Below are 13,253 nucleotides of genomic sequence, written 5' to 3'. Positions count from 1 at the left end.
GAAGGCGCGCGTCCGGGTCCGGGGTTCGCAAGTCTCCCGCCCGCCCGCCAGGGGCGCGTCCGTTAGTCGCCAAGCAGCGGCCCTATGCGGTGGTTCCGGCCACCTCGGACAGCTCCTGATCAGACGAACCGCGCGGAGCGTCGTCGCGAAGCCGAAACGGTAAACTCAATCCTCATCCGGGCTCCGCGCCCGGCGCTCCGCCCGCCCGCCCCAACTCCGCGCGAAAGCGACGGAGCGTTTCCGCGCGCCTGCCGCCCCCCGAAACCTGAAGGAGCCATCCCCTGTCCCGATCGAAGACATCTAGCCCTGCGCCTGACCTCCCGGCCGATCTGGAGGAGTATGAGAGGGACGGGGCCGAACTCCTCGCGCGGATCACGCGCCTCCGAGCGACCATCGAGCGCCAGCGCCGCCGGGGCTGGGACTTCAACCCTCGACTTCCGCTCACCGCTCCGGAGACCGCACATGACGAAAACGTAACCTGCGTCCTCGCGCGCCCTCGCTAAGGTCCGCGCCGACGAACGATCCGCCTTCGGAGCCCCTGCATGACCTCCCGCCTTCTCGCCGGCGTCGCCGCCCTCAGCCTGCTGCTCGGCGCGGCCTGCGCCACCGCCCCGACCCCGGCCCCTCAGCCCGAGATCTCGGCCCAGCGCCTGTCCGACAGCATCCGCACCATCTCGGCAGACGAATATCAGGGCCGCTATCCGGGCACGGAAGGCGAGCGGATGACCCTGGCCTGGCTTCAGGCCCAGTACGAAGCCATGGGCCTTCAGCCCGGCGGCCCGAACGGCCAGTGGCTGCAGCGGGTCGAGCTGAAGCGCTACACCCCGGACGGCGCCGCGACGGTCGGCTGGACCGGGCCGGACGGCCAGACCCGCGCCCTTGAGCCCGGCAAGGACATTCTGGTCCGGGCCGCCACCAACGACGGCCGCGCGGACGTTCAGGGCGCGCCGGTGGTCTTCGCCGGTTACGGCATCGTCGCGCCCGAACGCGGCTGGGACGACTACGGAAACATGGACCTGCGCGGCAAGGTCGTCATCGTCATGGCCGGAGAGCCGGACGGAGAGGTCTTCAACGGCGCCTACACCACCCACCACGCCTCCGGCGCGGCCAAGGCGGATCAGGCCTTCGCCCGCGGGGCCGTCGGCGTGATCACGATGAACCCCGTCGCCGCGACGGACGAGGCCTGGGCTCGCGCCGGCCAGCAGAACGGCCGCACCCGCGGCTTCACCCCCGGCGCCGCGAACGTCGAGTTCACCGGCTCCATCAACATGGACACCGCGCACGCGATGGTCACCGCCGCCGGCCTCGACCATTCCGCTTTCGCCGACTACGCCTCGGGCTCGTTCAAGGCCGTCGAGCTGCGCGGCGTGAAGCTGAACGTGCGGGCGTCCGAAACCGTCACCACCCTGGTCACGCACAACCTCCTGGCCAAGATCGAGGGGACCGAGCGCCCGGACGAGGTCATCGTCTATTCCGCCCACTGGGACCACGTCGGCGGCGAGGCCCAGCATCCGGACGCCGAGGGCGGGGACAAGATCTGGAACGGCGCCTGGGACAACGCCTCGGGCACCGTCGGCGTCGTCGAGGTGGCCCGCGCCTTCGCCGCCGGGCCGCGCCCGGAACGCACCGTCGTCTTCGCCCACATGGCGGCCGAGGAGATGGGCCTGCTCGGCGCCTACGCCTACGTCGCCGACCCGGTCTATCCGCTGGCGAAGACCGTCGCCGACCTCAACATCGACATGCTGCCCCTGTCGCCGCCGACCCGCGACGTCGCCATCTTCGGCAAGGGCCAGAACGAGCTTGAAGACCGTCTCGCCGTCCTGGCCGAGGCCGAGGGCCGCTACGTCACCGACGACCGGCAGCCGGAGCAGGGCTTCTACTACCGCTCCGACCACTTCCCCTTCGCCCGCGCCGGCGTGCCCGCCCTGATGCCGTGGCACGGCGTCGACTGGGACGAAGGCGGCGTCCCCGTCGGTCGCGCCGCTTGGGACGCCCGCTTCGAGGCCGACTATCACCAGCCGTCGGACGAATGGCGGCCCGACCTCGACTTCCGCTCGGCGGTCGAGAACCTGGAGTTGCTCCATCGCCTGGGCCTCGACCTCGCCAATTCGAACGACTGGCCGGGCTGGAAGCCGTCGTCGGAGTTCGGCGCCGTGCGCGCCCGCACCGACGCGGCCCGCCAATGAGTCGGGGATGGTGACGGCGACCCTGCGGCCCCTGACCGGCGACGGCTCGCCGCCGGTCCAGGGCTCGTATCCCCAGGCCGTGGAGGTCACCGGCGCGACCCGCTGGCTCTTCGTGTCCGGCCAGGTTCCGACGCGGCCCGACGGCGGTCTGGCCGACGACTTCCGCGGTCAGTGCGAACAGGTCTGGGACAATCTGGAGACCCAGCTGCGGGCCGCCGGCATGACGCTGGACGATCTGGTGAAGGTCACGACCTTCCTCGCCGACCGCGCCCACGCCGCGGAGAACCGCGCCGTCCGCCTCGACCGCCTTCAGGGCCGCCAGCCCGCCCTGACCGTCATCGTCACCGGCATCTTCGACGAAAGCTGGCGGGTCGAGATCGAGGCCGTGGCCGCCGCCTAGAGCAGGGTCAGCAGGTCTCCCAGCACGCTGTCCGTCGTCGGTTCCCGCCCGGCGCCCGGCCCGGTGCAGGTGAACGTCCGGCCGTCCGCGCAGGTGACGCGCAGCGCGTTGGTCTCGCCCGGCAGGTCCGCGAACAGCGGATCGTGCTCGACCTCCACCAGCCGCACCGACGCGGCGTCCGGCGCCGCCCGCGCCAGCTGCCGCACCGCGCTTCCCGGCGTGACCCCCGCCGTCAGCGGCTGCACCACCCCGGGCCTGGGCCCCTGCGGCCCGAACGCCTCGGCCGCCAGGATCGCCAGCTTCGCCGCCGCGTCCCGGCCCGACAGGTCCGCCGCCGGATCCGCCTCGGCCAGCCCCAGCGCCTGCGCCTCCACCACCGCCGCCGCGAACGGCACGCCTTGCGCCAGCCGGTTCAGCAGGAAGTTCACCGTCCCGTTCAGCACCGCCTCGATCGCCACGATCGGCGCATGAGCCCGCGCCGCCCGCACCGTCTCGATCATCGGCGCCCCGCCGCCGACGCAGGCCGCGATGCCCAGCCGCACGCCGCTGCGATGTGCCTGACGCGCCAGTGGAAACAAGTCCTCGACCACCGCCTGCTTGTTCGCGCTGGCCACGTGCACCCCGCGCGACAGCGCCGCCCGCGTCAGGGCCAGCCCGGTCGACGGGTCCGACAGCGCGTCCACCAGCACGTCCGGCTCCCGCGCCAGAAGCGCCGCGGGATCGGTCACCAGCAGGCGCGGATCGGGCGCCGGATCGCGCGGCTTGGCGGCGTCGCGCACCAGCACGCCGACGACCTCGAAGCGTGGGTCTCCCGTCAGCCGCTTCAGCACCCCGCCGCCGACCACGCCGCATCCCGCCAGCGCCACCCGCAGCGTCCGCGTCGCCGCCTCGACCGAGCGCTCGAGCTCCAGCACGCCCATCACGCCGCCTCCGCCGGCTGCAGCGCGGCCACCGCCCGCAGCCCACGCTCCAGATCGGCCCACAGATCGTCCGGATGCTCCAGCCCGACCGACAGCCGGATCAGCCCGTCGCCGATCCCCGCGGTTTTGCGCGCCTCCGGCGTCATGGCGGCATGGGTCATCAGGGCCGGATGGGCGATCAGGCTCTCCACTCCGCCCAGCGACTCCGCCAGGGTGAACACCCCCAGCGGCTCCACGAACGCCCGCACCGCCTCGATGCCGCTCTCCAGCTCCACGCTCAACATGGAGCCGAACCCCTTCTGCTGCCGCGCCGCCAGCGCATGCCCTGGATGGCTCTCCAGCCCCGGGTGGTGCACCGCCTTCACCCCCGGCGCCCGCTCCAGCCGCCGGGCGATCTCCAAAGCGCTCGCCTGCTGCCGCTCGACTCGGACGAACAGGGTTCTCAGGCCTCGCAGCGTCAGCCAGGCGTCGAACGGCGCGCCCGTCACCCCCGTCGCATTGGCCCACCAGGCGGTCTCGGCGTGCACCTCGGCCTCGGCGCTGATCACCGCGCCTCCCACGACGTCGGAGTGGCCGTTCACGAACTTGGTGGTCGAATGCACCACCACGTCGGCGCCCAGGGCGATCGGGGTTTGCAGCGCGGGCGACAGGAAGGTGTTGTCCACCACCGACCGCGCGCCGACCGCCCGGGCGCGTCTACAGATGTCCGCGACGTCCACCACCCTCATCAGCGGGTTCGACGGCGTCTCGATCAGCACCAGCTTGGGCCGAAGGGCCAGGGCGCGGTCCAGCGCCTCGGCGTCGCCCTGATCGACGAACGCCACGTCGAAATGCCCCTTCTTGGCGCGAGCGCACAGCAGCCGGTGCGTCCCGCCGTAAAGGTCGTGCGGCGCGATCAGCAGGTCGCCGGGGTTCAGCGGGCTCAGCGCCAGATCCAGCGCCGCCATGCCGCTGGACGTCACCACGCAGCCGGCTCCGCCCTCCAGCTCCGCCAGAGCCCCGGCCAGCAGGTCGCGCGTCGGATTGCCCGAGCGGGTGTAGTCGTGCGCCCGCTTCCCCTCCAGACCGTCGAAGCTGAAGTTGGCCGACAGGCAGATCGGCGGGATCACCGCGCCGTGGGCCGCGTCGCGATCGACGCCGGCGCGCACGCAGGCGGTTTCGGGGGACTGGGTCATGCGGCGATCTCCGAACAGATGGCCAGGGGGAGGAGGGCGGTCCGAAGCGCGCGGCCGACCACCTCGCGCTCCTTCAGAAAGGCGTCGTGGCCGAACACCGACGGGGCCTCGACGAACCGGCACAGGTTTGCCGCGCGACCGGCCAGCTCGCGCAGGTCCTCGATCGGAACCAGCCGGTCGTCGGTGAAGCCGACCACGGTCAGGGGGCAGGTCACGCGCTCCGGCTCGACCGCATGCCGGTCCAGCGAGTCGGTCAGCACGATCTGCCGCCGCGCATCGGCGCCCGCCGCATGCGCCTCGCCCCGCGCGATCAGCCAGTCGCAGACGGGATGCGGTGCGTTCAGCGCGGCCGGGGCGGGCGCCCCGCCGAAGCGCAGGCCCAGCTCCTCGGTCGTGCGATAGGTCGTCATGGCCAGCTGGCGGGCGAGGCTCAGCGCCTCGGCCTCACGGCCGGCGTCGACGCCCAGCTCCAGAATGCGCCGCTGCACGCCGCGCCAGGCCGTCGCCGTGGGGTGCGCCCGATGCGGCGCAGAGATCGCCACCAGCCGCCCGATCCGCTCCAGGAACAGCTCCGCAAAGGCCAGGCCGACGCAGCCGCCGTAGGACGCGCCGACGAAGGCGTCCGCGACCGGCCGGTTCAGCGCGTCCAGCGCTGCGGCGACGGCCCGCGCTTGATCCTGGGTGGTCGTCGGCCGATCCGCGGCTTCTCCGGCGACCGGCAGCCAATCGATCGCCAGTACCGCGAACCGGTCCACGTCCACCGACGCGCCGGGCCCCACCGCCCAGTCCCACCAGCCTCGCCGTGCGGCGTCGCCCGCCGGCGCCCGGTCGGCCGAAATGCCGCCGGCCACCACGACCAGCGGGCCGTCGGCGCGGCCCGTCAGACGGGCGCGCACGCTCCCGCCGCCGGGCAGGGCGACGTCGAAGTCTCGAAATTCAGGATGTCTCGCCAAGGTCTCGCACGGTCCCGCTCATCGAGCACCCGTGCGGATGGAGAAGACCCGTGAAGTCGCCGGGCCGCGCAAGGCGGCCGTCGCTTCACTCATCTCTCGCGGACTGCCCCTTCGAAAAGGAGGCGGGTCCCCGCAGGAGTTGGCACCGTGTCGGACCTGGGTGGGTCCGGTCGGTTGCCCCGGCGTCAAAGGGCCTATCCCTCAGCCGGTCTTGATGAGTGCCCTTACGCTGGCGGACGATGCCGGGGGCCGTCAAGCCCCCAGCCGAAAGATTCAACGCGAAGTCGCTTCCCGGATCAGCGCCTCGGCCCGCGCGACGGCGTCAACCTCGCTGACGTCGCCGGCCTGAACGCTCTCGGCCAGGCTCATCAGTTCCGGCCCGGTGACGGCGCCGGCCTGCGGCTCTTCCTGCAGGTGAATGCCGTTCCCACGGGCGATGGCGTCGTCCCAGGCGTCGCGCACGGCCGCCCAGTACCCCTGCGTCGCCGACCAATAGTCGTCGCCCGGCTTCGGATCGAACCCGTCGAACCGGCGGTAGCTGTTGACCACGTCCTCGTGCACCACGACGGTCGGATCGCCCTCGGCGCCCTGCGCAGCCTGCATCTTCTGATTGTCCTGCAGGTGCACCCAGCCCCACGGCGTCACGGCATGGCGGTTGGTGCCGAGGTAGCGGTCGTAGACGGGGCTGCGGATGGCGTCGCGTCGCGCCAGCGGCCGCCAGGACGGCGCAGAGGTCCATTCGGCCATGCCGTTGGCGTGGCTCCATTTACCCACGCCGCCGTATCGCGGGGAGTCGTCCGTCTGCCACACGGTCTGCGACCATGCCCCGGCGCGCTCCGCCGCCGACACCGGCGTCAGCGCCCAGGTGTTCGGCCCGGCATAGGTCAGCACGGTCGCCGGCTGATAGGTCCAGTCCTGGCGCCAGTGCTTGATGACTATGGTCTGGCCCTCGTGCTCCATGACCAGGATGTGCTGAAGGCTGATCTCGTCGCCGGTGTCGTGGATCACCCGCACGATCTCGTGCCCGCCCGAGGTCTTGGGCGCCAGAGGCTCATACCCCTCGATGAAGTTCACCGTCTCGCGCATGTCGAAACGGACGTCGTAGTCGCCCACCTGGCTCAGGATCGCCTCTCGGTCCTGCTCATAGGCGGCGTGCTCGGCCGTGTTGGCGGCGGGCGCCTGGGCGACGGCGAGGGCGGGGATGGCTGTGGTGGCCAGGCAGGCGGCGATCAGCAGGGCGCGCATGGGGCGTCTCCAAGAATGCGAGTCAGTCGCGTTATCAGGCGATGTTCGGGAAAGCGCAAGCGGGATCACAGACGGAAGGTCAGCGAGACCCCGACGTTGCGCCCCGGCTGGGTGTAGGCGTCCTTGACGGCCGAGGTGGACGACACTCCTCGCACGTCGCTCCACCAGCCGTACTTTTCATCCGTCACATTGAACACGCCGGCCCGCAGCGTGGCGTGGTCGGTGACGTGCAGCCAGGCCGTCAGGTCCAGCAAGGTGAAGCTTTTGCCCGCGTAACAGTTCGGCGCGCAGGCCAATCCCGCCAGATCTTCCGCCTCCTTGGCGTCCGACCAGGTCACGATCGCCTGGCCGCCCCAGGCGCCCGACGGATCGTCCCAGCCCAGACCGCCGACCACCTTGACCGGATCGACGGTGGTCAGCGGCACGGTCACGCCCCCCGACGTCTGGTCGCCGTCGGCATAGGCGGCCGAGAATCGGGCGCTCAGGCCGTTGTCCCAGCGCATGTCGACCCGCGCCTCGACGCCCGACACCTCCACCTCGGTGAAGTTCACGAACTGAAACACCGCCGGGTCCGCCGGGGTGAACGACCCCGACACCACCTGCTGGCTGATGAAGTCCTCATAGTCCGATTTGAACGCCACGATCTGGCCGGCCAGGCGCCCGCCGAACAGGTCCACGTCGCGCACGCGCGCGCCCAGCTCCAGGCTGGTGCTGGTCTCCGGCCCCAGGTCGGGGTTCGGCACGGAGACGTAGCCGAAGGCGGCGTTCGAGAAGCCGTTGTTCACCTGCGACGGCGTCGGCGCCTTGAACCCTGCGCCATAGCTGCCGAACAGGCCGAAGGTGTCGCTGGCCCACCAGACCACGCCCAGCTTGGGCGAAAGCCGCTCGTCCGACTGATCGGCCCGGGCGCCGACATAGAGGGGATCGTCCTTGGTGGTCAGCTCGTAGGAATCGAACCGCAGCGCCGGGATGATCCGCAGGTCGCCGCCCAGCAGCAGGATCTCGTCCTGAACGAAGACCCCCGACAGGCGGTAGTCGGTCTCCGGGAAGGGGCTTGACGGGAAGGTTTCGCCGGCGGGCGGCACGGTCCCGTCGCGGATGCCGATCTGGGTCGTCTCCGACCAGTCGCCGCCGAAGGTCAGACGGTGCGTCGTGCCGCCCAAGTCGACCGTCTTCACGCCTTCCGCGCCGACCCCGACCACCTCGTTGTCGAAGCGGTTGTCGCGCGTGCGGTCCGCCGCGGGGTTGCGGTTCTCGAAGGTGAACTGCCGCGTCTCGGACGTCTGGCGATAGGCGGTGACCTGACCGCGATCGAGACCCAGGACGCCGTCGAAGCGCCAGTCGGCGGCGATCCGCTCGCGGCGGGTCTCGTCGTCCGCACGCAGGTCCAGCACGGTCGTGCTGCGCCCGCTCAGCACGTTCGCCGACACGTCGGACTCATGGGCGTCGTACGTCAGCCGCAGGCGATGCCCGGGCGCCACGTCCCAGACCGCCTTGGCCAGCAAGGATTCGGAAGACAGGCTCTGCGGATTGGCCGTGGTGCGCAGCGCGCCCGAAACGTCGTTGGTTCCGGCGGTCTCCGTCTCCGAGGCGTCGCGCGTCGTATAGGCGATCAGTCCGGAGACCGCGCCGAAGCGGCCGGCCGTCGACAGGCCGTACGTCCGACCGTCGTCGGCGGAATTGTAGCCGAGCCGCCCCCGCACCGCGAAGTCACGCCCGCCCATCAGCAGGTCGGACGGGTCCTTCGTCGTGAACACCACCGCGCCGGCCACGCCGTCCGAGCCGTACAGCGCCGAGGCCGGTCCGCGCAGGATCTCCACCGACTTCATCAGCTCCAGATCGGCATAGCCACCGCGCCCCACGCTTTGCGCCCCGAAGACGAAGCCGTCGGCCATCCGCACGCCGTCGACGACCATCAGCACCCGGTCGCCGCCCAGGCCGCGGACGACGAAGCCTTCGTTCCCCGCTCGGCCCGTGGTCCCCAGCGCCGCGCCGAACCGCGCCGGCTGGCTGGGCACGCTGACGCCCGGTTCGAACCGGACCAGGTCCTTGATGTCGGTGTACAGATTGGCCTCGATCTCGCGGTCGGTGATGACGCTGACCGTCGCCGGCGCCTCGTCCACGCGGGTGGCGGTGCGGGTGGCGCTGACGGTGATGGGGGCCACTTCGGTGACCGGCGGCTCCTGTGCCTGGGCAAGCGCCAAGCCCGGCAGATAAGCGGAAGCCAGCACGGCGGTTGTGGTGAGAAGACGGATGTTCATGTGCGACGCCCCTGTGCGAGTGGATCCAAGGCGGCGGCAATTACTGCGAACGATTATCAGGATCAATCGCAATTTGAATCCATGTCGAACCGATCCCCACAGCGACGCGTTGTCGCGCCATGACCCGTCTACTGATCCTGTCCGCCTGGTTCGCCGTCGCCGCCTGCTCGCCGGGCGAAGAAGCCACCGCACCGTCCGCGCCCCCGCCTGTGCCGCCGGTGGACGGCGAAACGGCCATGCCCGGCCCCGACGCCGGCAATTTCGTCGGCTCTTGGGCGGCTCAGGCGGCATGGTGCGCGAACACCACGGGCCCGGAGCGCCCGATCCGCATCACCACCACGACGTTCGAAGGCTATGAGAACAGCTGCCGCATCTCCCAGGTGCGTCAGGTCAACACCGCCTATGAGGCGGTGCTGGACTGCACGGCCGAGGGCACGACGACCCAGGAGCGCGTGCGCATGCGAGTCGTCGAGGACCGCCTGACCCTCAGCTGGCTGGACCGCGCGGGATCGAGCTCGACGGATTTCGTGCGCTGTCCCGCCGCCCAGCCGGCGCCGGTCCCCATTCCAGCGCCTGAGCCGACGGGTTGAAGGAGAGCGGACTTCCAGGTCCGCAAACTTCGACGACCGCAAGAGCGGATCTGGAGGTTCGCGCTCCAAACATCTTCAGCTGAACAGGAAGTTCATCACGTCGCCGTCCTTGACGACGTAGCTCTTGCCCTCGGCCCTCAGCTTGCCCGCCTCGCGCGCCTTCGCCTCACCCTTCAGAGCGACGTAGTCGTCATAGGCGACGGTTTCGGCGCGGATGAAGCCCTTCTCGAAGTCGGTGTGGATCACGCCTGCGGCTTGCGGGGCGGTGTCGCCGACGTGGATGGTCCAGGCGCGCGCCTCCTTCGGCCCCACCGTGAAATAGGACTGCAGCCCCAGCAGGGCATAGGCCTCGCGGATCAGCCGGTTCAGACCGGGCTCGGCCAGGCCCAGTTCCTGCAGAAACTCCATCTGCTCGGCCTCGTCGAGCACGGCCAGCTCGCTGTCGATCTTGGCGGAGATCACGACGGTGTTCGCGCCGTCCGCCTTGGCGCGCTCGGCGACCTTGTCGGACAGCTCATTGCCCTTGTCGGCTGATCCCTCGTCCACGTTGGCGACGTACAGTGCCGGCAGAGCGGTCAGCAGCTGCAGCATGTCCCACGCCTTCTTGTCCTCCCTGGACACCTCGGCCGTGCGCGCAGGCTTGCCGGCGTTCAGCTGGGCCAGCGCCAGGTCGACCAGCTTCAGCGTCAGCGCGGCCTCCTTGTCGCCAGAGGACTTGGCGCGCTTCTCCAGCTGCGGCCGGCGCCGCTCCAGGCTCTCCAGGTCGGCCAGCATGAGTTCGGTCTCGATGATCTCCAGATCGGCGACCGGATCGATGCGGTTCTCCACGTGGGTGATGTCGTCGTCGATGAAGCAGCGGGCGACGAAGGCCACGGCGTCGCAGTCGCGGATGTTGGCCAGGAACTGGTTGCCCAACCCCTCGCCCTTCGACGCCCCGCGCACCAGACCGGCCACGTCCACGAAGGTGATGCGCGCCGGGATGATCTCCTTCGAGCCCGCGATCTCGGCCAGCACCTTCAGGCGCGGCTCGGGCACGGCCACGTCGCCGGTGTTCGGCTCGATGGTGCAGAACGGATAGTTGGCGGCCTGGGCCGCCGCCGTCTTGGTCAGGGCGTTGAACAGGGTGGACTTGCCGACGTTCGGCAGGCCGACGATCGCGACTTTCAGGGCCATGGCGCTCTTGGGGGAGAAGGGAAGCGCGAGGCTTTAGACCGTTAGAACCGGAATGTCAGTCCACCACGGCCGTGAACGGCCGAACCTCGCAGTGCGCGCTGCCGTAATCCATGCCGGGCTCGCCCACTTTGCGGATGTTCTGCACCAGCCACCTCGTCGAGGGATCGTACAGCCGGAACATCTGATAGTCGTGATGCCCGTCGCTGAAGGCGTAGCTGAGTTCCAGGAACCGGCCCTGGCGCACGATGTCCCAGCACCGGTTGTTGCGCTCGCGGCAGACCGTCATCGTCTCCAGATCGATCGAGAAGTGGTGATCCATGACGGTGCTCAAACTGCCGCCGTCCTCGACCTCCTGGCAGTAGAGGTTGAACCGGGTCGCCTCCTGCCCCACCGCGGGGGTCGCGGCGAGAAGGGTGAGAGCGGCGATCGTCTGGCGCATGGGAACCACCTCCACCCGCATCGGATCACGCCCACGGGTCGCCGGTAAAGCCACGGTTCCTGACGTCAGCCCTCCGCCGCCGTCCGCACCGGAACCTCCATCGTGACGTCGGTCGCCTGGTCGAAGTCGAGCGTCAGCGTCACCCGCTCGCCGGCGACCAGCGGACCCGCCAGACCCATCAGCATCACGTGCGTCCCGCCGGGCGCCAGGGTGACTTCCGCGTTCTCCGGCAGGGGAAGGCCGCCCGCCATCTCGCCCATCCGCATCATGCCGCCCTCGGTGCGCATCTCGTGCACCTGCACGGTCTCGGCCGCCGTCGTGGCGACGCCGACCAGCCGGTCGTCGCGGCCGGTCGCGCGCAGGGTGGCGTAGCAGGCCCCGGCCCGCGCCCCGTTCGGCGTGGCCCGGCACCAGGCGTCGGTCACCTGGACGCCGACGCTGTCGCCGTCGATGGTCTTGGTGACCCTGGCCGAGGACGACGGCTCGCCGCACGCCGCCAGCGCGGCGAGGGCAAGGGCGATCAGCAGGGGTCGGATCATCTGTGCGTCCTTCACGTCGCGGCCCTCCGCCGGGTCAGGCGCCACAGCCGGTCTGCCGCCAGCGCCGCCAGCAGGCTGAGCCCCGTCAGCGGATAGACGATGCAGAAGGGAATCACGATCCCCAGCACCGCGGCACGAACGCGCGGCCCCGGCGGGGCGGTCGGCGCGCCCAGCCGTCCTTTCGGCCGCCGCTTCCACCACATCGTCAGCGCCGAGATCCCCAGCACCCAGACCGCAACGCAGGCCGCCAGCATGATCCAGCGGTTCGCCTGTCCGTACTGCCGTCCCTCGTGCACGGCGATGCCCCATTCGAAGGCGCGGGCGCCGGCGCCGAACTGATCGGCCTTGACGTCGGCCAGCACGTCGCCGTCCGGCCGCAGATAGATCAGCCGCGCGTCCTCGGCCCGGCGGTTCTGCACCGCCGCCGTGATCGCCCGATCCGGCGAGGCGGGCAGGCCGATCAGATAGGGCCGGGCCAGCCCGGCGCCCTCCACCGTCGCCACGACGGCGTTCAGGTCGGCCGCGGCGGGCGGCGCGTGCAGCGTGGCGTGCTCCATCGCCCAGCCGGCGCCCGGAGGCGCGTCGCCGTGCTCGGCGTGCAGCCAGTCGGCCGTCGGCGCGGCCGGGCGTCCCAACCCCGCCTCGCGCACCGCGCCCATGAAGCCGTCTCCCCACACCGCCGACCACGGCATCCCGGTGAAGGCCAGGAAGAAGATCACCCCGCCGGCGTACAGCCCCGTCACCGCGTGCACGTCGCGCCACAGGGGGCGGCCCGCCTTGCCCTTGATCGTGACCACGCCCGCCTCGCGCTTGCGCGGCCACCACAGGAAGATGCCCGTCGCCACCAGGATCATCGTCCAGCCGGCCACGATCTCGACGATCAGGTTCATCTGCGGCCCGGCTATGACGAGGGAGTGCAGACGCTTCACCGTCTCCGAAATCCCGCCCTCGGGCCGGTCGCCGGTCACGCGCGCGTCCTTCGGATCGACGAAGACGACGCGGCGCGCGCCGTCGGCCGTCTCCACCGTCACCTGCACGGCGCGGTCGGTCCGCTCCGGAACCAGCACCGTCGCCGCCCGGCCCGGCACGGCGGCGATGGCCGCCGCGACCCAGTCGGCGGGGGCCGAGGCGACCGGCCCAAGCTGGACCCGTGCCACCGACCGCGTTTGCCAGTCGTCGATCTCGGCCTTGAACAGATAGATGCCCCCCGTCAGCGCCATCAGCATGAGGAAGGGCAGCACCAGCAGCCCGGCGTAGAAATGCCAGCACCAGACGGCGCGATAGGCGCCGGAAAGTGGGGGGAGCGGAGGCACGGCTCCGCCGAAATACGATGTGGTCATGGGAATCCCGAAGACGGAGTCACGGACGCGCG

At 70.9% G+C, this 13,253-nt stretch carries 12 protein-coding genes and 1 riboswitch; of the genes, 3 read left to right on the top strand and 9 right to left on the bottom strand.

The window, feature by feature from the left end; translation table 11 throughout:
• Window positions 1-542: 542 nt before the first annotated feature.
• Both VGN45_RS03250 and VGN45_RS03245 read left to right on the top strand, forming a co-directional pair.
• Entirely contained in the window at window positions 543-2,186 is a 1,644-nt protein-coding gene (locus VGN45_RS03250; protein WP_327459250.1) for a M28 family peptidase, read from the top strand.
• A 7-nt stretch (window positions 2,187-2,193) separates the two neighbouring features.
• Window positions 2,194-2,586, top strand: coding sequence for a RidA family protein (locus VGN45_RS03245; protein WP_327459248.1), 393 nt, complete (start codon window positions 2,194-2,196; stop codon window positions 2,584-2,586).
• Here VGN45_RS03245 and VGN45_RS03240 read toward each other — a convergent pair.
• The 5 genes from VGN45_RS03240 to VGN45_RS03220 all read right to left on the bottom strand — a co-directional run bounded on the left by VGN45_RS03240 (window position 2,583) and on the right by VGN45_RS03220 (window position 9,140).
• Window positions 2,583-3,506, bottom strand: coding sequence for a hypothetical protein (locus VGN45_RS03240; RefSeq protein WP_327459246.1), 924 nt, complete (start codon window positions 3,504-3,506; stop codon window positions 2,583-2,585). The two genes, VGN45_RS03245 and VGN45_RS03240, sit on opposite strands and share 4 nt — an antisense overlap.
• A complete protein-coding gene (gene metB, locus VGN45_RS03235) occupies window positions 3,506-4,681 on the bottom strand; it encodes a cystathionine gamma-synthase (RefSeq protein ID WP_327459244.1) in 1,176 nt (391 codons plus the stop codon). Before metB ends, VGN45_RS03240 begins: the two co-directional genes overlap by 1 nt.
• Window positions 4,678-5,634 (bottom strand): homoserine O-succinyltransferase MetX, encoded by a 957-nt coding sequence (gene metX / locus VGN45_RS03230; protein WP_327459242.1) that lies wholly within the window; start codon window positions 5,632-5,634, stop codon window positions 4,678-4,680. The genes metB and metX overlap by 4 nt, the downstream gene beginning before the upstream one ends.
• 86 nt (window positions 5,635-5,720) lie before the next feature.
• Window positions 5,721-5,855: riboswitch (SAM riboswitch) on the bottom strand.
• A 52-nt stretch (window positions 5,856-5,907) separates the two neighbouring features.
• Window positions 5,908-6,879 carry a DUF6607 family protein gene (locus VGN45_RS03225; protein WP_327459238.1) on the bottom strand — a complete coding sequence of 324 codons (972 nt, stop codon included), beginning with the start codon at window positions 6,877-6,879 and terminating at the stop codon, window positions 5,908-5,910.
• 65 nt (window positions 6,880-6,944) lie between these two features.
• Window positions 6,945-9,140 (bottom strand): TonB-dependent hemoglobin/transferrin/lactoferrin family receptor, encoded by a 2,196-nt coding sequence (locus tag VGN45_RS03220; RefSeq protein WP_327459236.1) that lies wholly within the window; start codon window positions 9,138-9,140, stop codon window positions 6,945-6,947.
• 119 nt (window positions 9,141-9,259) lie between these two features.
• Here VGN45_RS03220 and VGN45_RS03215 point away from each other — a divergent pair, with 119 nt between their 5' ends.
• Complete coding sequence (locus VGN45_RS03215) at window positions 9,260-9,730, top strand: hypothetical protein (RefSeq protein WP_327459234.1); 471 nt, start codon at window positions 9,260-9,262, stop codon at window positions 9,728-9,730.
• A 75-nt stretch (window positions 9,731-9,805) separates the two neighbouring features.
• Here VGN45_RS03215 and ychF read toward each other — a convergent pair whose 3' ends face one another.
• From ychF to VGN45_RS03195, 4 genes are all read right to left on the bottom strand, one after another.
• Complete coding sequence (gene ychF / locus VGN45_RS03210) at window positions 9,806-10,903, bottom strand: redox-regulated ATPase YchF (protein WP_327459232.1); 1,098 nt, start codon at window positions 10,901-10,903, stop codon at window positions 9,806-9,808.
• A 55-nt stretch (window positions 10,904-10,958) separates the two neighbouring features.
• Window positions 10,959-11,342: a hypothetical protein gene (locus VGN45_RS03205; protein ID WP_327459229.1), complete on the bottom strand. Its 384-nt coding sequence runs from the start codon at window positions 11,340-11,342 to the stop codon at window positions 10,959-10,961.
• A gap of 65 nt (window positions 11,343-11,407) precedes the next feature.
• Window positions 11,408-11,881 carry a copper chaperone PCu(A)C gene (locus VGN45_RS03200; protein ID WP_327459227.1) on the bottom strand — a complete coding sequence of 158 codons (474 nt, stop codon included), beginning with the start codon at window positions 11,879-11,881 and terminating at the stop codon, window positions 11,408-11,410.
• An 11-nt stretch (window positions 11,882-11,892) separates the two neighbouring features.
• Complete coding sequence (locus VGN45_RS03195; protein ID WP_327459224.1) at window positions 11,893-13,194, bottom strand: PepSY domain-containing protein; 1,302 nt, start codon at window positions 13,192-13,194, stop codon at window positions 11,893-11,895.
• Between the last annotated feature and the right edge of the window lie 59 nt (window positions 13,195-13,253).

This window comes from Brevundimonas sp. (genome assembly GCF_035999125.1).
GTDB lineage: Bacteria > Pseudomonadota > Alphaproteobacteria > Caulobacterales > Caulobacteraceae > Brevundimonas.
Note: the sequence above shows the minus strand (reverse complement) of the source record. Positions and strands in the feature narration are given on the sequence as shown.